Source organism: Pseudomonas hormoni (assembly GCF_018502625.1).
Classification (GTDB): domain Bacteria; phylum Pseudomonadota; class Gammaproteobacteria; order Pseudomonadales; family Pseudomonadaceae; genus Aquipseudomonas; species Aquipseudomonas hormoni.
The window spans coordinates 5283217-5302940 of sequence record NZ_CP075566.1; the positions used below are offsets into that span (position 1 = coordinate 5283217).

The 19724-nt window shown below is 61.5% G+C and carries 17 protein-coding genes; 1 reads left to right on the forward strand and 16 read right to left on the reverse strand.

The genetic code is table 11. The features are described from left to right. Positions 1 to 75: 75 nt before the first annotated feature. Positions 76 to 693 (reverse strand): PAQR family membrane homeostasis protein TrhA, encoded by a 618-nt coding sequence (gene trhA / locus KJF94_RS24580; RefSeq protein ID WP_214379458.1) that lies wholly within the window; start codon positions 691 to 693, stop codon positions 76 to 78. A gap of 131 nt (positions 694 to 824) precedes the next feature. Here trhA and KJF94_RS24585 point away from each other — a divergent pair, with 131 nt between their 5' ends. After that, complete coding sequence (locus tag KJF94_RS24585; protein WP_214379460.1) at positions 825 to 1739, forward strand: LysR family transcriptional regulator; 915 nt, start codon at positions 825 to 827, stop codon at positions 1737 to 1739. Between the two features lie 152 nt (positions 1740 to 1891). On the opposite strand, the gene madM is transcribed toward KJF94_RS24585, so the two are convergent. From madM to pilG, 15 genes are all read right to left on the reverse strand, one after another. Continuing rightward, positions 1892 to 2656 (reverse strand): malonate transporter subunit MadM, encoded by a 765-nt coding sequence (gene madM / locus KJF94_RS24590; protein WP_214379462.1) that lies wholly within the window; start codon positions 2654 to 2656, stop codon positions 1892 to 1894. Position 2657: 1 nt separating this feature from the next. Continuing rightward, positions 2658 to 3074: a malonate transporter subunit MadL gene (madL, locus tag KJF94_RS24595; RefSeq protein WP_150637977.1), complete on the reverse strand. Its 417-nt coding sequence runs from the start codon at positions 3072 to 3074 to the stop codon at positions 2658 to 2660. Between the two features lie 65 nt (positions 3075 to 3139). Beyond that, positions 3140 to 4051: a malonate decarboxylase subunit epsilon gene (gene mdcH / locus KJF94_RS24600; protein ID WP_214379464.1), complete on the reverse strand. Its 912-nt coding sequence runs from the start codon at positions 4049 to 4051 to the stop codon at positions 3140 to 3142. Then, on the reverse strand, positions 4048 to 4668 hold the full coding sequence (locus KJF94_RS24605; protein WP_214379466.1) for a malonate decarboxylase holo-ACP synthase: 621 nt from the start codon (positions 4666 to 4668) through the stop codon (positions 4048 to 4050). The genes mdcH and KJF94_RS24605 overlap by 4 nt, the downstream gene beginning before the upstream one ends. Beyond that, complete coding sequence (gene mdcE / locus KJF94_RS24610; protein WP_214379468.1) at positions 4662 to 5465, reverse strand: biotin-independent malonate decarboxylase subunit gamma; 804 nt, start codon at positions 5463 to 5465, stop codon at positions 4662 to 4664. Before mdcE ends, KJF94_RS24605 begins: the two co-directional genes overlap by 7 nt. Beyond that, the gene (locus KJF94_RS24615; protein ID WP_214379470.1) at positions 5462 to 6316 is read right to left on the reverse strand and encodes a biotin-independent malonate decarboxylase subunit beta; all 855 of its coding nucleotides are present in this window, start codon (positions 6314 to 6316) and stop codon (positions 5462 to 5464) included. Before KJF94_RS24615 ends, mdcE begins: the two co-directional genes overlap by 4 nt. Continuing rightward, positions 6309 to 6608 carry a malonate decarboxylase subunit delta gene (locus KJF94_RS24620; protein WP_214379471.1) on the reverse strand — a complete coding sequence of 100 codons (300 nt, stop codon included), beginning with the start codon at positions 6606 to 6608 and terminating at the stop codon, positions 6309 to 6311. Before KJF94_RS24620 ends, KJF94_RS24615 begins: the two co-directional genes overlap by 8 nt. Continuing rightward, positions 6608 to 7483, reverse strand: a complete 876-nt coding sequence (locus KJF94_RS24625; RefSeq protein WP_214379472.1) for a triphosphoribosyl-dephospho-CoA synthase — start codon at positions 7481 to 7483, stop codon at positions 6608 to 6610. The genes KJF94_RS24620 and KJF94_RS24625 overlap by 1 nt, the downstream gene beginning before the upstream one ends. Beyond that, complete coding sequence (gene mdcA, locus KJF94_RS24630; protein ID WP_214379474.1) at positions 7483 to 9153, reverse strand: malonate decarboxylase subunit alpha; 1671 nt, start codon at positions 9151 to 9153, stop codon at positions 7483 to 7485. Before mdcA ends, KJF94_RS24625 begins: the two co-directional genes overlap by 1 nt. A gap of 250 nt (positions 9154 to 9403) precedes the next feature. Further along, positions 9404 to 9859, reverse strand: coding sequence for a chemotaxis protein CheW (locus KJF94_RS24635; RefSeq protein WP_214379476.1), 456 nt, complete (start codon positions 9857 to 9859; stop codon positions 9404 to 9406). Then, positions 9852 to 15857 carry an Hpt domain-containing protein gene (locus KJF94_RS24640; RefSeq protein WP_214379478.1) on the reverse strand — a complete coding sequence of 2002 codons (6006 nt, stop codon included), beginning with the start codon at positions 15855 to 15857 and terminating at the stop codon, positions 9852 to 9854. Before KJF94_RS24640 ends, KJF94_RS24635 begins: the two co-directional genes overlap by 8 nt. 37 nt (positions 15858 to 15894) lie before the next feature. After that, positions 15895 to 17952: a methyl-accepting chemotaxis protein gene (locus KJF94_RS24645; protein ID WP_214379480.1), complete on the reverse strand. Its 2058-nt coding sequence runs from the start codon at positions 17950 to 17952 to the stop codon at positions 15895 to 15897. 147 nt (positions 17953 to 18099) lie between these two features. Next, complete coding sequence (locus KJF94_RS24650) at positions 18100 to 18648, reverse strand: chemotaxis protein CheW (protein ID WP_214379482.1); 549 nt, start codon at positions 18646 to 18648, stop codon at positions 18100 to 18102. Between the two features lie 10 nt (positions 18649 to 18658). Further along, positions 18659 to 19024 carry a twitching motility response regulator PilH gene (gene pilH / locus KJF94_RS24655; protein ID WP_008068134.1) on the reverse strand — a complete coding sequence of 122 codons (366 nt, stop codon included), beginning with the start codon at positions 19022 to 19024 and terminating at the stop codon, positions 18659 to 18661. Between the two features lie 60 nt (positions 19025 to 19084). After that, positions 19085 to 19489, reverse strand: coding sequence for a twitching motility response regulator PilG (gene pilG / locus KJF94_RS24660; protein WP_027926573.1), 405 nt, complete (start codon positions 19487 to 19489; stop codon positions 19085 to 19087). Positions 19490 to 19724: the final 235 nt, after the last annotated feature.

Below are 19724 nucleotides of genomic sequence, written 5' to 3' on the forward strand. Positions count from 1 at the left end.
GGGTGTTCACCCGTTTCATGTTCACGGGAGATCTCCTGTGGGAGCTAGCCTGCTAGCGATTGGCCGCGACGCGGTCTACAAGACGTACACCAGAATCGCCACAAAGTGCAGCAAACTCCCCGCAATCACGAACAAATGCCAGATACCGTGCGCATGCCGCAACCGATTATCCAGGGCAAAGAAAACAATCCCCACGGTGTACAAAATCCCGCCCGACGCCAGCCAGGCGAACCCGGCCATGCCCAGCGCCGCCAGCAACGGCTTGACCGCCACCAGCACGATCCAGCCCATCACCGCGTAAATCACGATCGACAGGATCCGCGCCTCCGAACGCGGTTTGATCTCTTGCAGGATGCCGATCAGCGCCAGCCCCCAGACAATCCCGAACAACGTCCAGCCCCACGGCCCGCGCAGGGTGACCAGGCAAAACGGCGTGTAACTGCCGGCGATCAACAGGTAGATCGAAAAGTGATCGACCTTCTGCATGATCGTTTTTTTGCGCCCCTGCACGCTGTGGTAAACGGTCGATGCGCTGTAGAGCACCATCAACGTGAAACCGTAGATCGCCACACTGACGATCTTCCACGGGCTGCCGTCCATGCCGGCAATCACCAGCATCCACACCACCCCGACCGTCGCCGCCACCGCCCCGACCAGATGCGTCCAGGCGTTCAATCTTTCCCCGTGATACATGTGTTACTCACCTCGACATTCGTTACAGCATTGCGCAAGGCTCAGGCCTCAAGCGTAAAAGCGCAATGTTTCAAAACACAAACACCCCAACATACGTGCACAATCGAGCCATTCGACCAAGAGTCACGCCCATGCTGATCGACGAAGAGTTGACCCTGAAAAAACTCGAGGTGTTCCTCGCCTTCATGCGCTCCGGCAACCTGGCCCGGGCCGCCGCCGAGTTGCAAACCAGCAACGTCAGCGTGCACCGCGCCATCCATTCCCTGGAGAGCGCCCTGCGTTGTCCGCTGTTCAAACATGAAGGCCGCAACCTGACGCCGCTGGAAAGCGCGTATGTGCTGGAAGAACGGGCGCAGAAGTTGATTCAGGATGTGGTTGAAACCGTGCGCCTGACCCGCGAGGCTGCCGGGTTCTCCGCTGAACGCTTCAAGCTGGGCTCGTTGTATTCGCTGACGGTAAAGACCGTGCCGCAGTTGATCATGGGCCTGAAAATCCGCCGCAGCGAACTCAACATCGACTTGATCCTCGGTTCGAATTTCGACCTGTTGTACAAGCTCAAGAACATGGAAGTCGATGCGATCCTGGTGTCGTTGGACGACAGCGTGAACGACCCGGACTGCGAACAGATTCCGCTGTTTTCCGATGACATCTTTTTGGCCACCCCGGCGGATTCGAAGTTTGCACAACGCACGGAAGTGGACCTGGCCGAAGTCCGCGACGAGACGTTCATCACCCTGACCCAGGGCTTCGCCACGCACCAGGATGGCAATCGAGTGTTCAGGCAGGCGGGGTTCGAACCGAAGGTGGCGATGCAGGTCAACGACATCTTCACCCTGCTGAGCATGGTCAGCTCGGGGGTGGGTTATGCGTTGCTGCCGGGGCGGATTGCGGCGGTGTATGAGAACCGCGTGAAGCTGATTCCGTTGCAGGAAAAGTACCGGTTGCAGCAGCACATTGGTGTGGTGTTCCTGAAAGCCAAGGAGCGCGACCCGAATTTGCTGGCGTTGCTGGCGGAGTGTCGGATGTATGCCAATCGCCAGGCTTGAGACCTTGTGGCGAGGGAGCTTGCTCCCGCTCGGGTGCGGAGCACCCGCCTATCAAACCACCGGATTTACCTGATACACCTCGGTGGTAGAAGTGGGGCTGCTGCGCAGCCCAGCGGGAGCAAGCTCCCTCGCCACAAAAATCAGTCAGCGGTCTAGCCCATAATCCCGCGAACAATGAAGTACAACAAAGAAGGCCCCAGCAAGCACCCAAGCCCGGTATGAAACGTTGCCGTCAACGCGCCATAAGGCACCAACCGCCGATCCGTCGCTGCCAACCCGGCCGTCACACCGCTCACCGTCCCGGCCAACCCACCAAACACCATCGCCGAGCGCGGGTTATCCAGCCCCATCCAGCGCGCTGCCATCGGCGTGCCGACCATCACCAGAATCGCTTTGATCAGCCCGGTGGCAATCGACAACGCCACCACATCGGAACTGGCGCCAATCGCCGCCCCGGTCACCGGCCCGACGATGTACGTCACCGCGCCCGCGCCAATGGTGGTCATGCTCACCGCATCGCGATAACCAAACGCCCAGGCAATGCTCGCCCCGATAATGAACGGCAGCACCGTGCCCAGCAGCAGCGCGATCACGCCGATCAACCCGGCCTTTTTCGCTTCGGTGGCCTGCACTTCGAACGCCGTGGCGACGATGGCGAAATCCCGCAACATCGCGCCACCCATCAAGCCGATGCCGGAAAACAGCGTCAGGTCCGCCAGGCCTTTTTGCCCGCCGGTCATGGTGCCGCCGACCCAGGCCAGTACCAGGCCAATGACGATGGCAATCGCCGAGCCATGAATCCGTCCGAACGTCAGGCGTTTGGACAACACCACCGACACCCACATGATCACGCCGACAAACGCGAACGCCGTGACCAGACCGTTATGTTCCAGACCTTTCTCGATGAGATCCCACATGTCAGCGACCTCCTACGGGTGTGCCAACGGGGATTGTTTCCTCGGGTTCATCGGGCAACGGTTCGCCTTTGTGGGTCCGGCTGATCAGGGCAATGGTGCAGCCGCAGATCACCACTGAACCGATCGCTGCAAGCACCGCCACCGGGCCGCCGTGCAGGGCGGTGACGACGTTTTGTTGCGCCGCCATCGCCACCACCACCGGAATGTACATCGCTCCCCAGAAGCCGACGCCCATCTCGCAATCCTTGGTCATGCCGCCGCGCTTTTGCATCCACAACCGCGCGCAGATCAACAGGATCATCGCGATCCCGACACCGCCGACGTTTGATTTCACACCCAGCAACACGCCAAGCATGTCACCCATGATCACCCCTGCCAGCGTACAGATCGCCAACAGCGCCACACCGTAAATAATCATTGTTGTTGTCCTCAAAGTGCATCGTCGAATGTTGTTTTTGTTGTTCGAAGGCCTGAGTCGGTGGTCTAGGGTTGGCGGCTTCCCTCCTCACGCAACAGCGCCTGCAAGGTATCGAGCCGCGCCCCGTCGAAAGCAATCACGGTGCCCTGCTCGAACACCCGGCGCGCCAGCCCGGTCAGCACCGCACCGGGCGGCAGTTCGATCTGTAGACGTACGCCGCGCTCGTAGGCGCTTTGCACGGTGCCGCGCCAATCGACGACGCGGCACATGTTGAAGGCCAGGTCGTCGCGCAAGGCTTCGGTATTGATGATGGGCCGGGCGCGACTGCCGCTGAGGTAACCCAAGGTTGGTGTCTTCAGCGACACCTTGGCGAATGCATCGGCCAGCGTTTTAGCGGGCGCATCCAGCAGCGGGCAATGCGACGGCACACTGACGGCGAGTCGTTTGGCCAGGCCTGCACCGCGACCTTTCGCCAACTCGGCGACGGCTTTCATCGCGCCGTCGCTGCCGGCAATCACCACCTGGTTATCGGCATTGATGTTGGCCAGGTAAACCGGTGTGTCAGTGCTGTGAACCTGCGCCAGCAAGCCTTCCACTGTGGACAAGTCGAGACCGATGATCGCGGTCATGCCGTAGCCCTGTGGATAAGCCTGTTGCATCAGTTCACCGCGCAGGCTGACCAGATGCAGCGCATCGCTGAAACTCAAGGCACCGGCGACCACCGCCGCGGGATAGGCGCCGATGGACAATCCCGCCACGTAATCCGGCGCCATTGATAACTGACGCGAAGCCGCGACACCGGCAATCAACAGGCAAAGCTGAACCGCACGTGTCGACTTCAATGCTTCGGAGGAATCCAGCAACAACGCGTCTTCGCCCAACACATCACTGGCCTCGATCAGCGTCTCGCGAGGCAAACGATGGAGCATGCCCGGCTGCTGCGCGCCCTGGCCGGGGAACACCAGCAAACTGCTCACGCTGCTTGCTCCTGCGGGTTCCACGGATCAATCACCAGACAGGCTTCACTGGTATTTTTCAGCAACACGCGACGTGCGGAACCGGCCCATTCACGCAAGGCGACGGCGCCGAAAGGTGTTTGCAATTGCATGTCTACCTGGCACATAGCCGTGCCCAGAATCTTCACCAATTCCTGCGATTTCAAGCGATCCAACGGTTGCGGTGTGCGCAGGATCAAGTCGAGATCGCTGCCTTCGTGCAAGGCGTGGACACCGCAGGCCAATTCAAACCCGGCACTGCCGCTGACACCCCACACCCAACCGCAGCCATCGAGCATCGGTCGCAATTGGCGCAGGGCACGCACTGCCGGCAGATCCCGCTCAATCGAGACGTGGCAAAGTTCTTCCGGCGTTACGCAGCGCGAAATCCCATCGACCGACATCACCGTTCCAAAGCGCTGTTCACGCAACCGTCCACGCACCCCGACCGCAATGTGATCCGGCTCACTCAGCGCACGCCGAACCACCACTGGCTGCCCCGCGAGGATCGACTCGATCACCCACGCAGGCGCATCCGCAGGCAACTGCTCCGGGGTCATACCCCAGAGCAGGTCGTGGGCCAGAAAAGTGTTCACCACTGCTCTCTCAGCAGTTGGCGGACCTTGCTCGAGGCCGCACGGTTGCTCGCGCCCAAACGGCTGTTCAAATCGCGACCGCTTGCGGCAACATCGTCAATCGCCAGACTCAGGCATTCAGTCACCCGCGCCAGATCCGCTGATGATGGCTGCTCAATCTGCTCCACCGGCAAGGTTTCCCAAAGCAAACCCAGGCTGGCATAGCTGTCGATGTCATACGCCATCGGCGGCACGCTGGCGGCCAGTGCTTCCAGCTCTTCGACACTGCGTAACGTCACCCGCGCCGCCGAAGCCTTGCCCATCGCATGCACCATCACGCCTGGATCACGCAGGGCGATCAGCCGATTGGCCTGATAACCATGGGCCAGGAATGCCCCGGACATCGCCTTGCCCACCAGCAAACCGATCACCGCGTGGCCAGCCAGTCGGGCGCGAGCGTAACTGTCCGCCGCACCCGCCAAAGCCTGATGAATACCGAGCGCTTCTTCGCGCCGACCGTAGGCCTGACTCGGCACATCGATGATCGCGATCAAGGCGCGCTTGTGCGGTTTATCAACATCAGCCGTGATGACTTCATCCACAGCCTTGGCCAAACCCCAACCTTCCAGCAAACCCACCTCACCGTTGCGAGCGCGGACAAACCGGTTGTCCGGATCAGCCACCACCGCAATAAACCGAACAGGCTGATCACCCAACACACCGTCGGCCACCTTCAACGAAGCAGGCAAACCATCGACCGGTTTCGCGCCCGCACTCAAGGCGTTGAACCAGCTCAAACCTCTCAGGGAATACGAATTCATGAGCGCTCTCCTTGATAAAGATCGCGAACCGTCGCCGGATCGATTTGCGGCTCGGCGTCCAGTCGGGCCAGCCGTTGCAGGAACAGATCGGCCTGACGACTGCGTTGTTGCGCCGGCAAGCCCTGTTGCAGCAATTCACTGACCTGCTGCTGAATCTGCGCCACGTCGTCAGCGACGAAGCGATCCACCAAACCGCTGGCAAAACGTTGCTCGCCACCGGTCAGGCTCCAGATGAAAGGACGGTCGCGGGAGTCGTACTCCTCAAGCCCGGCTTCCTGTTCGATGACTTGTGGGCCGTTCAACCCGAGTCGCGCTTCCTGGGTCACCAACAGATAGCTGCACAACCCGGCAGCAATCGACATTCCGCCAAAGCAACCAACGCTGCCGGCGACAACACCCACAACCGGTTGGTACTGGCGCAAATCGACAATCGCCGCATGAATATCGGCAATCGCCGCCAGCCCGAGGTTGGCTTCCTGCAACCGCACGCCGCCGGTTTCCAGCAGCAACACGGCGCGGGTTGGAGTGCCGTTGCGGTTATCTTCGGCGGCCAGTTCCAGTGCACCGGCAATCTTCGCCCCGCCGACTTCACCGAGGCTGCCGCCCTGGAACGCGCCTTCGATGGCCGCGATGACCACCGGCAAACCGCCGAGGCTGCCCTTGGCAATCACCACGCCGTCATCGGCTTGCGGCACCACGCCCTGGCGCGACAACCACGGCGACATGATCCGTTGAAACGGGTCGAGCAATTCGCGGAAGGTGCCGGCATCGAGCAAGGCTTTCGCCCGTTGTCGGGCACCCAGTTCAACGAAGCTGCGTCTTTGTAGGTCTGGCTGGAGGAGATCAGTCATGGCCGATCTCCTCAAAGCCTTGTTCCAGACGCAAGCGCACCACGCCGGGGGTGGCGCCGAAGTCGTGGATATCGATGGCCATCGCCGGTGGCTTCTGGCCGTCGAACATCCGCGCAAACAGATGCTGCCAACGTTGTTCGGCGCCATTGACCGAGGTCTGCACCTTGATGGTCAGCTTGCCGGCCTGACCCGGTTCGATCAGCACTTCCAGATCGCCCGAGCCGACACAACCCACCAGGGTGCGGCCGCGTGGCGGCTGCCCGGCGGGGAATTCAAAGGATAAGGTTTCCATCAAAACGCTCCCTGGTTGATGCCGTCAGCCGACTCGATACGGTCGATGAACAGGCAGGCTGCGAGCAAGTCCGCAGCGCCGCCGGGCGACGCATTCAACGCGATTAATTGTTGGTCCAGCTCATGCAGGCGACGGCGACCGGCGAGGCTGGCACTGCCACCGGCATCGAGTACCGATTGGGCGCCGAGTTGCATGGTGTGCAGGCCATGTTCGCCCGCGCGGTAGAGCACGCAGGTGTCGCTCAGTTGAGTCATGATCGCCAGCAACGCATCGAGCCGGGCGTTCTGTTCGCCATGGCCGGCGGCGCGGCTTCGTTTAAGTTGCGGCAGTGCGCGTTGCAGCACCGAAGGAAAGCCAAGTTGCGCCTCTTCACGGGCACCGCGCGCGCCGTAACGTTGGGCGACTTGCGCGCCGTGGCTCAAAGGATGTGGGGCGTAACGATCGTCGAGTAACGCGAGGCGAGCGGCGCGCAACGTGACCGAGCTTGCGCCGCTGGATTCAGGTTCCAGCGCGGCCGCCGCGACCAATAGTCCCAACGCCCAAATCGCCCCACGGTGAGTATTCACACCGTTCGTGGTGACGAGCATCGTTTGCTCACCTTCCCGGCCAATCCGCCCGAGGACCTCACGCAGCTGCAAACCCACTTCGCCAAATTCGATAGCGGCTTGCGCCATTTCCTTGAATGCCGGCCACAGCGACAACGCCGAAGCGTGCATCAGCCCAAGGTGCAAATCGGTATGAGCGCCATTGCCACGACGATCGACCAGCGCCGGTTTAGGCGACAAATCCGCTTCATCGATCAGCGCGTCCACCGCCAGGTCCGCCAGCCGTTCGGCCAGGGTTAACGTTTTCGGTTGCAGGTTGAAGGCGTGCATTACCAGCTCCTGAATTTGGCGGGCGGGTTGTAGAGGCCACCGGACCACTCGACCAGATCAGCCACGCTTTTGGCGGCGAGCAATTCGCGGGTGGCGTCGGTGCGACGGATGCCGAGGTCTTCGGGCAAGGCGATCAGCCCTTCGCGACGCATGCGTGCGGTGTCTTTCGGGTTGTGGCGCAAGCCGATGACGGTCACGCCGGCGACGGCCGCGATCATCGCCTGGCGTTCTTCCAGCGAACGCGCCTTGTACAAATAGGCGATGCCTTCTTCGGTCAGCAGGTGGGTAACGTCGTCGCCGTAGACCATGATCGGCGCCAGCGGCATGCCGCTTTTCTTCGCCACTTCAATCGCGTCGAGGGTTTCGACGAAGGTCGGTTTGCCGCCCTCCTGGAAGGTCTCGACCATTTGCACCACGAGTTTTTTGCCACGTTCCAGCATTGGCTCGGGCACGTCGGTGTGGCGCATGTCGAGCCAGGCCGGGGTGCCGTGGCGGCGACCGCGCGGGTCGTGGCCCATGTTCGGCGCGCCACCGAAACCGGCCAGGCGTCCGCGGGTCACGGTGGAAGAATGGCCGTCGCCATCGACTTGCAGGGTCGCCCCGATGAACAGGTCGACCGCGTATTGCCCGGCCAGTTGGCTGAACATTCGGTTGGACCGCAGCGAGCCGTCGCGCCCGGTGAAGAACACGTCCGGCCGCGCGGCGATGTAGTTTTCCATACCCAGTTCGGTGCCGAAGCAATGCACGCTTTCGACCCAGCCGCTTTCGATGGCCGGGATCAGGGTTGGATGCGGATTGAGGGTCCAGTTGCGGCAGATCTTGCCTTTGAGGCCGAGGGATTCGCCGTAGGTCGGCAGGATCAGTTCGATGGCGGCGGTGTTGAAGCCGATGCCATGGTTGAGCGACTGGACGTTGTGTTTTTCGTAGATCCCGCGGATCGCCATCATCGCCATCAGCACATGCACAGGCTTGATGTGGCGTGGGTCGCGGGTGAACAGCGGTTCGATGTAGAACGGCTTGTCCGCCACTACGACGAAATCGACCCACGAGGCGGGGATGTCAACGCGTGGCAGGTCAGTGACGTCGTCCACCAACTGATTGACCTGAACGATGACGATGCCGTCGCTGAAAGCCGCCGGTTCGATCAGCGCTGGCGTGTCTTCGGTGCTGGGGCCGGTGTAGATGTTGCCGGCGCGGTCGGCCATGAAACCGGCCGAGAGCACGACGTTGGGAATCAGGTCCACCACCAGCCGCGCATAAAGCTCGATGTAGGTGTGAATCGCGCCGATTTCCAGCAGGCCGTCTTCCAGCAACTGGCTGATGCGCAGGCTCTGGGTGCCGGCGAAGGAAAAGTCGAGCTTGCGGGCGATGCCGCGTTCAAACAGGTCCAGGTGTTCGGAGCGTCCGACGCTGGGCATGATCATGTGCAGGTCGTGGAGCTTTGTCGGATCGGCTTTTGCCAGTGAGCGGGAAAGGAAATCCGCCTGCTTCTGGTTGTTGCCCTCCAGCACCACACGGTCGCCGGGCAGGATTAATGCTTCGAGCGCCGCGACGATGTTGTCGGTGGGCAGGACCACACCGTCGGCCAGGCCCTTGACCAACTCGAGACGCCGCAGCTTTTCGCTGCGCCGCCGCGTCCATCGCGAGTCGGGGGATATTGTTGTTGTCATGACCACTCCACGGGTTCGCTGTCGTGGGGGTCACCTTAGGAGTGTTGGGTGGGGGCATCAATCAAGCAGAGAGACGGATCGTTACGGTCAGGGTAACGAACACCCCCCCTTGTGGCGAGGGAGCTTGCTCCCGCTCGGCTGCGAAGCAGTCGTAAAACTGCGCATGAGGTGTCTCTGAAGGAAACGGGTCGCCTGGATTGGGGCCGCTTCGCAACCCAGCGGGAGCAAGCTCCCTCGCCACAAGGGCCAGTCAGACTAGCCCGGCACTCACAAGCAACTCCTCCAGCGCCAACAAGTCCGGCACTTTGGCCACTTGATCACCCACTTGCACCGCTGCCTGCTCCAGCGCGCACAACGGCACATCCACATAGCTCAACTGGCTATCAAGCTTGTACGACCGCGGAATCCCCTGCACCAGCAACGCAATAAACTTCAGCTCCGGCCGCCCACCCAGCGCATTGAGAATCACAATCCGCGCCCGTTCGCCGATGACGATTTTCTGCCCGCAGGCCGACTCAAAACTCAGCAACGGAATCTGCCGCTCCCGCCACGTTACCCGTCCCAGATACCACGGCGGCGTATCCAGATCGAACGCCCCCGGCTGATAGTCGATCAGCTCTGCAACCGCGACGTTGGGCAAAATGAGATTGCGGTCAGCCAGGGGCAGCAGCAGCCCGGTGAGGTTGCTGGAGCGGTGTTCAAACATGGGTTTTGCTCCACAGCGCGATGCTTTCAAGCAGCACCGATTCCTGGTACGGCTTGCCGAGGTAGTCGTTGACGCCGATGGCCATGGCGCGGTCGCGGTGTTTCTGGCCGGTACGCGAGGTGATCATGATGATCGGCAGATGCTGCAAACGCTCATCCGCACGCACTTGGGTCGCCACTTCGAAACCGTCCATGCGCGGCATTTCAATGTCCAGCAGCATCAGGTCCGGCATGTGCTCTTCGAGCAGCAACATGGCATCGACGCCATCCTTGGCCGTCAGTACGTTCATGCCGTGGCGTTCGAGCAAACGGCTGGTGACCTTGCGCACGGTGACCGAGTCGTCGACCACCATCACCAGCAACGGTTTGTGCGGCTCGGATTCTGCGTCCTGCCTCACCGGTTGTTGCGGCACCCGCGCCTGCATCGCGCGGATCGGTGCCAGCAAATCGAGAATCAGCACCACCCGACCATCGCCAAGGATCGTCGCCCCGGACAAACCCTGCACCGCCGCAAACTGCGGGCCTAGGCTTTTCACCACGATCTCCCGGGTGCCGGCCATGGCATCGACCTGCACCGCGATGTGCCGTTCGTTGCACTGCACCAGCAACACCGGCAGCGGCAGGCTTTGGCCCAACAGTTTCGGGCGGGGGCTGGTTTTCAGCAGTTCGCCGAGGTAGCACAGCTCATAGTCCTGCCCGGCGTATTTGTAGGTCGGCGGATCGAGCCGGTAATGCCCTTCGAGTTCGTTGGGCAGTACCCGCACGATGCCGTCGATGGTGTTCAGCGGAATCGCGTATTGATCATCAAAGCACTGCACCATCAGCGCCCGGTTGACCGACACGGTGAACGGCAGGCGAATGCGGAAATGCACGCCCTGCCCCGGCACAGAGTCGAGGCTCATGCTGCCGCCCAGTTGCCGAACCTCTTCATGGACCACATCCATGCCGACGCCGCGACCGGAAATCTGAGTGATTTTTTCGGCCGTGGAGAACCCCGGTTGCAGGATGAATTGCAGTACGTCGCGGTCGCTGATGTCGCTGTCCGGGGCCAGCAAGCCGCGCTTGATCGCCTTGCGCCGCACCGCGTCCAGCGGCACGCCGGCGCCGTCGTCGCGGATGTCGAAAATGATGTCGCCGCCCTCGCGGGACAGGTCGAGGGTGATCCGCCCCTGCGCCGGTTTACCTGCCGCGATACGCACTTCTGCCGATTCCAGGCCATGGTCGACGGCGTTGCGCAGCATGTGTTCCAGCGGTGCGGCCATGCGTTCGAGGACATTGCGGTCCATCTCGCCTTCGGCGTTGCCGACGATGAATTCCACGTCCTTGCCCAATTCGCTGGAGACCTGACGGACGATGCGTTTCAAGCGCGGCAACATCCGCTCGAACGGCACCATGCGCGTGCGCATCAGGCCTTCCTGCAATTCGGTGTTGATGCGGCCCTGCTGTTGCAGCAGGTTCTCCGCGTCCTGGTTGCGCCGGTCGAGGGTTTCCTTGAGGTCGAGCAAGTCAGAGGCGGATTCGAACAGCGCCCGCGACAGTTGCTGCAACTGCGAGTGGCGATCCATCTCCAGCGGGTCGAATTCTTCGTAGCCCGAACGCTCGGCGTCGACTTGCTGACGGCTGAGAATCCGCCCCTGGGTTTCGGTATCGAGCCGGCGCAATTGATCACGCATGCGCTCGATGGTGGTTTCCATTTCGTTCAACGCCACGCGCGCGTCGTTGACCTGCTGTTCGATGCGGCCACGGAAGATCGAGGTTTCCCCGGCCAGGTTGACCAGGTCGTCGAGCAGTTCTGCCGAGACCTTGACCATGTCGGCACCGGCATCGACTTGTGGCGCAAGCGGCTCGACCTTGGGTGCAACCGGTGCGGCAACCGGCGCTTCCAGCACCTCCGGATGACTGAAATTGCGGATCGCGTCGATCAATTGATCGGCCGGCGGCAACGGTTGACCGGCGCGGGTGGCGTCGAGCATTTGCGCCAGTCGGTCATGGCTGCTTTGCAACAGCCCGAACAGCGCTGCCGTCGGTTTCAGCGTACCGGCGGACAAGCCTTCGTAGAGAAATTCCAGCTCATGGGCGAGGTCGCCGATCGGGCCGATTTCGACCATCCGCGCACCGCCCTTGAGCGTGTGCAGATCGCGCAGCAGGGTTTCCATTTCCTGACGATTGGAAGGTTCGGCCTGCCAGCGCACCAGCGCCGCACCAGAGTTTTCGATGATGTCGAAACCTTCCTCGAGGAAGATTTCCAGCAGCTCCGGATCATGCCCCGGCGAATCCTCGGCCCGTGCAGCCTCGACGGCTTCAGGCGCGATGGCATTGCCTTGGCGGAACTCGCGAATGGCTTCGATCAGCTCACCCGGATCACCCAGCGGTTTCTGGTTCTGTAATTGGTCAAGCAACTGAGCCAGTCGGTCATGGCTTTGTTGCAGCAGCTGCGCCAACACATCGCTGTGGCTGTAACGGCGGTCGACAAGTCCTTCGTAGAGGCTTTCCAGCTCATGGGCCAGGTCACCGACCGGCTCGACCTCGGCCATCCGCGCACCACCCTTGAGCGTGTGCAAATCCCGCTGCAACGACAACAGCGGCGCGGCGTTTTCCGGGTCATTCAGCCAGCGCTGCAAGGCCTGGCCGGCGCTTTCGAGGATGTCCACCGCCTCTTCGAGGAAGATCGATACGATCTCGTCGTCCAGCTCACGATCCCTTGTGGGAGCGAGCCTGCTCGCGATGGATTCATAGGCGCCGCTTTTATCCTGCGATAATGCGTCATCGTTGACGTCCATCGCGAGCAGGCTCGCTCCCACAGGGGGTAGCGTGCGCTCAAGTTCGGCGGTGGCGTCGCCCAGTTCGCGAATGCTCAGGGTGCGGCTGCCGTCACTGCGAATCAGGCCCATGGCCGCCGGGTCGAGGCTCTCATCAAGCAAGCCGCGCAAGGCCCGGATGCGCTCCGGTTGCGGGCTGACTTCCTGACCGGCAGCCAGTTCGTCGAGCATGTTGATCAGCGCTTCGTGAGCACTTTGCGCCTCGTGGAAAAACCGGTCACTGACGGCAAGACTGCTTTCTTCCACCGCGCCATAAAGATCCAGCAAGGCTTCGCACAACTCATCCACCGGATGCAGATCCGCCAGGTGTGCCCCTTCGCCAAGCGTGGTCAATTCGTCCAGCAGCGCACTGAGTTCCTGACGTTCGCCGGGATGTTGCTGCCAGCGCTGCAACAGGCTTTCGGCATCCAGCAGGATGTCCATGCCCTGGGCCAGGAAGTTGTTGATCAACTGCGGATCGCGCTTGGTTCGAAGTGCCGCGCTCGGCGTGCTCAACAGCGCTTCCAAACGCTCGGTGAGCTGCGCCTGGGTTCTCTCGATCAATGAACGGGCGCCGGGAATCTCGGCCAGCGGATCGACCTTGAGCTGACGCAGCCCGACGCGGAACACGCCTTCGGCTTCCAGCAGCAGTTCGACCTCGTCGAGGTCCAGGGCGATCAGGTGGGCCTTGTACTCACGGGCAAGGTGATCCAGCGGTGTCGCCAGCTCTGCGATAGGCAAGACGCCGGCCATCGAGGCGCTGCCCTTGAGGGTGTGCAGCGCCCGCTGCAACTCGTCGCTGGCCTGCAACGGCACATGTTCGGCGGCCTGTTCGAGGAAGCGGTTGAGGCTGGCCAGATGGGTTTCGGCTTCGTTGCGGAAAATCTCCAGCAACAACGGATCGAGGGCCGCGACGTCCTGCACGTCTTCATCGGACAAAGGCTCGTCACCCTTGGCGAGGGCATGGGCGCGTGCGGCCAATTGGTCAACATCGTTGCGCTGACGCTGTGCATTGTCGGCAAATTCAGCCACCAGCTCCGGCAGCAGGTTCAGCACGTCGCCGAGCAGTTGTTGCACGGCCTGGCCGGGCTCAACGCTGTGTTCCAACACGCGGTTGAGCAGGTTTTCCACGGTCCACGCCAATTCACCCAGGACCAAGGCGCGAACCATGCGGCCACTGCCCTTGAGCGTGTGGAAGGCCCGGCGCAATTCGCTCAAGGCCGCCGTGTTATCGGGATAAGCCAACCAGCGCGGCAGGTACTCGCGAAGGATGTCCAGGACTTCATCGGTTTCTTCAAGGAAGACTTCGCGCAGCTCGTCGTCCACCGGCGCCTCGTCCACCGGTGGCGGCAACAGGCTGCCCGGCGTGTTCAGCGCGGGCGGGTTAACGGCAGAGACCGGATTGGCCAGTACATCCGCCAGGGTCTGTACGACCTCCGGATCGTCCAGTTCCTGCTGGCCCTGCATGACCTGCGCTTCACTCGGGGTGAGCACGTCTTCAAGCACCGGCACATTGTGTTCGCTGGGGAAAAAACCGAGTGATGCCAGGCTTTTTTCCGCGACGTCGAGCAGCTGTTCGCCGGCTGCTTCGGGATCGTCGCTGAGGCGCTCAAGGTAATACTCGATGCTGGTGATGACGTCGGCCAGGCTGTCCAGTTCCTGCCAGCCAGGCTGGTCCGGGTCCAGCAGTAAATGCTCGCGGATGAAGTGGTTGCAGGCGTCGATCAGACTCGCGGCCCGGCTCAGCGGAATCATCGCCAGCGCACCGCGCACCTGGGTCAGCAAGGCCGGCAAGGGTTGCAAATGCTGGCGGTCCCAATCGGCGTCGATGTAATCGACAATCATGTCCTTGGCCTGTTGCAGGCAGATGCGCGCTTCCTTGATCACGATCTGATGGATCTGCGTCAGGTCGGTGGTCGGCAGGCGGCTGTCTTCCTGGCTTTCCGGTTCGACGGTGCCAACCATGCCGGCCAGCGTCGCCTCGACGTAGAGCAAGGCCCCGGCGACGTCCATGAGGATCGCGTCGTTGGGTTCGCGCTGGCCCTGGGCGAGACTCAGCACCACCGCCAGTTGATCGATGATGACCTTGCGCGGCTGGCCGAAACCGAGCACCGCCAGGGTGTCGGCGATCTGTCGCAGCGGCGCGAGCAGGCTTTCGAGGTCCGAGGAGTGTTGACGGTCGCTGCGCACGAACAGGTCCAGGCGTTCCTTGACCCGCACCAGTTCCTCGCACAGCGCCGCCAGTACCGAGCGCATGGCATCGCGGTCAGGACCGGCCAGCCGCGCCCGTTCTTCGTCGACCATCGCGCTGTCAGGCAGCGCGTCGTCCAATCCGTAGCGATCTTTCATGGTCAGCATCTGCCCGGTGGGGTGTTCGGCCTTGGCAATGTAGAACAGCAAACTCTTGAGCAACTCCGGCGGTGCCGGCTGATTGATCGCGGACATGCCCTGTTCGAGCAGGCGCTTGAGCTCTTTGTCGGCGTCCTTGAACAGGCTGCGCAGGGCCGGGCTGTTGGCGATCGAACCGCCGCGCATGCCTTCGACCAGCGCCGAAGCGACTTGCCACAACGGGCTCAGGGGCGCGTTGCCACACAGCCCTTCGAGGCGGGAGAACACCTTGGTCAGGAAACCGAGGTGGGTGTCGTCATCTTGCTCGCGCAGCAACCCGACCAAGGCCATCTGCAACATCTGGCGCAATTTGCGCAGCATGTTCGGCAGGTCCGCCGGTTCGAGCAGCGCCAGTGATTCTTCATTCAGCGGAGGCAGGTCCGGTAATTGCGGGGTGAACAGGCTGGTTTCCGACAACAGGCTTTCGCCACGGGCGCTGCGCAGATCGTTGATCAACGGCAACACCACCAGTGGAAAGTCGCGGCGTGCGCCTTGTACGCGGTCGAGGTAGGCCGGCAACTGACCGATCGCTTGCAGCAACAGGTGAATAGCCTCGTCGCGATGGCTGACACGGTTCTGCTGCAAGGCAGCGGTCAGTTTCTCCATTTCTTCGGCGAGCAGTGCCGCGCCGTAAAACTCGACCATCTGCAAACTGCCGTGAACCTGATGGATGCACGCCAGGCATTCACTGAGGGCGTGCGTCGCCTGAGGGTCATCAAGCAACGTTTCAATCGCCTGGTGAGCCACTTTCAGCGTTTCGGCAATCTCGCCTTTGACCCACTCCAGGGCCACATAGTCGTGCCGATCACCCATAACTGCTCCGTTCATCGTTCGAACGCCCGTGGGCACTTCACACTTTATCCACAGTTTGCGCCTTGGCGGCCGGCAAGGTGAAACCGGACACCGAGCGCCGCAACTGGCTGGCCATCTTCGCCAGGTTGCCGATGCTCTCGGCAGTGGCCGTGGAGCCGGACGACGTTTGCGTGGTGATCTGCTGGATCACGTTCATCGTCAGGGAAATCTGCCCGGCCGAAGAGGTTTGTTGCTGGGCGGCGTTGGAGATGCTCTGGATCAGCGCCGCGAGGGTTTTCGATACGCCTTCGATTTCTTCCAGGGCCACACCGGCATCCTGCGCCAGACGCGCGCCACGCACCACTTCGGTGGTGGTCTGCTCCATGGAAATCACCGCTTCGTTGGTATCGGCCTGGATCGCCCGCACCAGGGTTTCGATCTGCCGGGTCGCGGCGGACGAGCGTTCGGCCAGCCGTTGGACTTCATCGGCCACCACCGCAAAACCGCGCCCGGCGTCACCGGCCATGGAGGCCTGGATCGCGGCGTTGAGCGCGAGGATGTTGGTCTGGTCGGCAATGTCATCAATGAGGCTGACAATGTCGCCGATTTCCTGCGAAGACTCACCCAGGCGCTTGATGCGTTTGGCGGTGTCCTGAATCTGCTCGCGAATATTGTCCATGCCGTGGATGGTGTTGTGCACCACCTCGTTGCCCTTGTTGGCGATTTCCACGGAGCGCTCGGCGACTGCCGAAGATTCGGCGGCGTTGGCCGAGACCTGATCGATGGACTGCGCCATGTCGTTGATCGCGGTGGAGGCTTCGCTGATCTGTTGCGCCTGATGTTCCGAGGCCTGCGCCAGGTGCATGGCGGTGGCCTGGGTTTCCTGCACGGCGGCAGCGACCTGGCCAGCGGTGAGGTTGATCGTTGCCACCAGATCGCGCAGCTGATCCACGGAATAGTTGATCGAATCGGCGATGGTCCCGGTGAAGTCTTCGGTCACCGACGCCGTCACGGTCAGGTCGCCGTCGGCCAAGTCTTCGATTTCGTCGAGCAGGCGCATGATCGCATTCTGGTTGCGTTCGTTCTTTTCAGCGGTTTCACGCAACTGGCGATTGGTTTCGCGGACCATCACCAGGCCAATGAGGATGATCGACATCAGCGCCGCCAGACCCAACACGTAGCCGCCAATAGTGTCCGTATCGCGCCCGCCCGCAAGGTTTTCGAACCCGGTGGCCAGGTGCGAGGCTTCATCGAGCAGGGTTTGCGACAAGGTGAAAATGTTGGTCGCCGATTCGCGGACCTTGAACAGCTCCGGTGAGGTTTCGAGGATTTCATCCACCGAACCGGAGACGAATTCGAACAGCTCGGAAATCTCGACCAATCGGGCGCGGGCATCGTGGTCTTCGACCTGGCTGACTTTCAGCGCTGGATTGCCCTGGAGCATGCCAGTGAGCACCTGGCCGAAACGCGCGGCGTCGCGACCAAAAGCGTCGGCGGCCTGTTGCGAACTTTCGTCACCGGACAGCACGGTGTTGACTGCACCGAGTATCCGCTCGGCCAACAGCGACTGACGCTGGGCCATCGCGACCTGAGCGGCCGGCGCACCGCGTTGCAGAAGGATTTCGACGACTTTTTCGTACTCGACCTGCAATTGCGGCACGGTTTCAGCGAGGGTGGCGGCGACTTGATGCAGCGACAACACCGTCTGTTCGCTGGACAGAATGGCGTCGGTGTTTTTCAGCAGGCGTTCCCAGTCCATTTGCACGGCGCGCATTTCCGGGCGCACGGTGGACGGGGCTGGCGGCAGGCCGGTGGAAGGGTCGCCTTTCTTCAGATAACCCCAGCGCTGGGCGAAATCGTTGCGCGCATCGCTGAGCAACTTGAACGCGGCAGCCTTGCCGGCGGCGGCTTCGGTGGCGTTCTTGGCAATACGCTGGGACAGCACGCGCAGCTCGCCGGCGTGGCCGATGTACTGTTTATCGTACGTGGCTTGAGTGTTGAGGTAAGCGAAGTTGGCGAACAGCAGCATGATGAAAACAATCAACGCGATGAACAGCGCGATGATCTGCGACCGGCTGCGCGACCCTTCTGGCTTGCCTGTTTTTGCTTTTATCATCGGTCCTCGCCTGTCCTGCCCAATTCAACCCGCCCCTGTAGGAGCGAGGCTTGCCCGCGAAGCAGGCGCTGCGGTCTTGCAGAAAAACCGCGTTATCGTTCTTCGCGGGCAAGCCTCGCTCCTACAGGTTCGATGTCGCCACGCGTTTTACAGCGCTACGTGCATAAAGCTTTGCGATCGCGCCAACGCAAACGGGCTGAACACCTGCCAATTCTGCTCGCGCCGAAACCGGCCTTTGATGAACGGTGCAATCGGGCCGTTCAACGCCTCTACCGGTTCCAGACTGTCCTGGGCAAAGTGCTGAAGGCCGAAAACTTCATCGACCATCAACCCGGCAAACACGTCGTTATGCTCCACCACCAGCACCCGCCGCTGTTTGCGCACCGCCGACAACTCGTGGCCGAGCTCTTTATCTGAAAAGAAGGCGCACAAATCCATCAACGGCAACAAACGCCCGCGCAGGTTGGCCACGCCCTTGACCCAGGGTTTGACTCCCGGCAGTTGCGTGAACCGCGGTTCGTGCAGGACTTCGCTGACCTCACCCATGGGTGCGACGTACCAGTGCTCGCCGAGGCGAAAACCGATGCCGCTCCAGCTGTCCTGCCGGGTCGGCTGCGACGGCAGATCCGCCGCCAGCAGACGACAGCGCTGGTCGATCTGCAGCAGCAGTTCGAAAGCCGTCAGCGACTCGGTCATGGCCGGACGATCAACCAGCCAGCACGTTGTTCAGGGTCTTGATCAGGGTCTCTTCGTCGACCGGCTTGGTCAGGTAATCCTTGGCGCCCTGGCGCGTGCCCCAGACCTTGTCGGTTTCCTGATCCTTGGTGGTGATGATGATCACCGGGATGTGCCCGGTTTCCGGGTCTTTGGTCAGCTGGCGGGTCGCCTGAAACCCGTTGAGGCCGGGCATGACGATGTCCATCAGCACGGCGTCGGGTTTTTCCTGACGGGCGAGCGCCACGCCGTCGGCGCCATTTTCGGCTTTCAATACTTCATGACCGTGCTTTTCCAGCATGCCGGTCAGTTTGTACATTTCAGTCGGCGAATCATCGACGATCAGAATTCGTGCCATGGTTTTCCCCATTCTTCTTGTCGACGCCGGGCCCGCTGGCCGAGCGTCACTGTGCGTGTCCTACTGCGGCAAAACGGCGGCGAAGCCCGGTACATGGGCCTGGATCGCGTTCAGCAGTTCTTCCTTGCTGAAAGGTTTGGTCAAAAACTGGTCGGAACCGACGATGCGCCCCTTGGCCTTGTCGAACAGCCCGTCCTTGGACGACAGCATGATCACTGGCGTGGACTTGAACGCACTGTTGTTCTTGATCAAGGCGCAGGTCTGATAACCATCCAGACGCGGCATCATGATGTCGACGAAAATGATGCCGGGATGATTGTCGGCAATCTTGGCCAGGGCATCGAAACCGTCGATGGCCGTGATGACCTCACACCCCACGTTCTTCAGCAGCGTTTCGGCGGTGCGGCGAATCGTCTTCGAATCGTCGATCACCATGACCTTCAAGGCGCTGGAATGCTGGTCCATAAATGCTCTACCGTCGCCTTTGCGAATCAATTTGTCCGTTTACGGATCTTCGGTGGCTCGAAACCCTTGATGCTCAAGGGCCAGCACGACATGGCAGCCTTTTTAGCACAGTCTCCAAATGCAATCTATCGGGGGACTGGCGCGGTGGTTTTTCCTTGACCGGAAACACACTCGGCGCCACTCTGACGCCACTTTTATACGGCCATTTGGACTGATCTTTTGTGGGAGCGAGCCT

Coding starts and splice junctions, on each gene's coding strand:
- trhA (WP_214379458.1), bottom strand. CDS start 693: ATGTATCACGGGGAAAGATTGAACGCCTGGACGCATCTGGTCGGGGCG.
- KJF94_RS24585 (WP_214379460.1), top strand. CDS start 825: ATGCTGATCGACGAAGAGTTGACCCTGAAAAAACTCGAGGTGTTCCTC.
- madM (WP_214379462.1), bottom strand. CDS start 2,656: ATGTGGGATCTCATCGAGAAAGGTCTGGAACATAACGGTCTGGTCACG.
- madL (WP_150637977.1), bottom strand. CDS start 3,074: ATGATTATTTACGGTGTGGCGCTGTTGGCGATCTGTACGCTGGCAGGG.
- mdcE (WP_214379468.1), bottom strand. CDS start 5,465: ATGAATTCGTATTCCCTGAGAGGTTTGAGCTGGTTCAACGCCTTGAGT.
- KJF94_RS24615 (WP_214379470.1), bottom strand. CDS start 6,316: ATGACTGATCTCCTCCAGCCAGACCTACAAAGACGCAGCTTCGTTGAA.
- KJF94_RS24620 (WP_214379471.1), bottom strand. CDS start 6,608: ATGGAAACCTTATCCTTTGAATTCCCCGCCGGGCAGCCGCCACGCGGC.
- KJF94_RS24625 (WP_214379472.1), bottom strand. CDS start 7,483: ATGCACGCCTTCAACCTGCAACCGAAAACGTTAACCCTGGCCGAACGG.
- mdcA (WP_214379474.1), bottom strand. CDS start 9,153: ATGACAACAACAATATCCCCCGACTCGCGATGGACGCGGCGGCGCAGC.
- KJF94_RS24635 (WP_214379476.1), bottom strand. CDS start 9,859: ATGTTTGAACACCGCTCCAGCAACCTCACCGGGCTGCTGCTGCCCCTG.
- KJF94_RS24640 (WP_214379478.1), bottom strand. CDS start 15,857: ATGGGTGATCGGCACGACTATGTGGCCCTGGAGTGGGTCAAAGGCGAG.
- KJF94_RS24645 (WP_214379480.1), bottom strand. CDS start 17,952: ATGATAAAAGCAAAAACAGGCAAGCCAGAAGGGTCGCGCAGCCGGTCG.
- KJF94_RS24650 (WP_214379482.1), bottom strand. CDS start 18,648: ATGACCGAGTCGCTGACGGCTTTCGAACTGCTGCTGCAGATCGACCAG.
- pilH (WP_008068134.1), bottom strand. CDS start 19,024: ATGGCACGAATTCTGATCGTCGATGATTCGCCGACTGAAATGTACAAA.
- pilG (WP_027926573.1), bottom strand. CDS start 19,489: ATGGACCAGCATTCCAGCGCCTTGAAGGTCATGGTGATCGACGATTCG.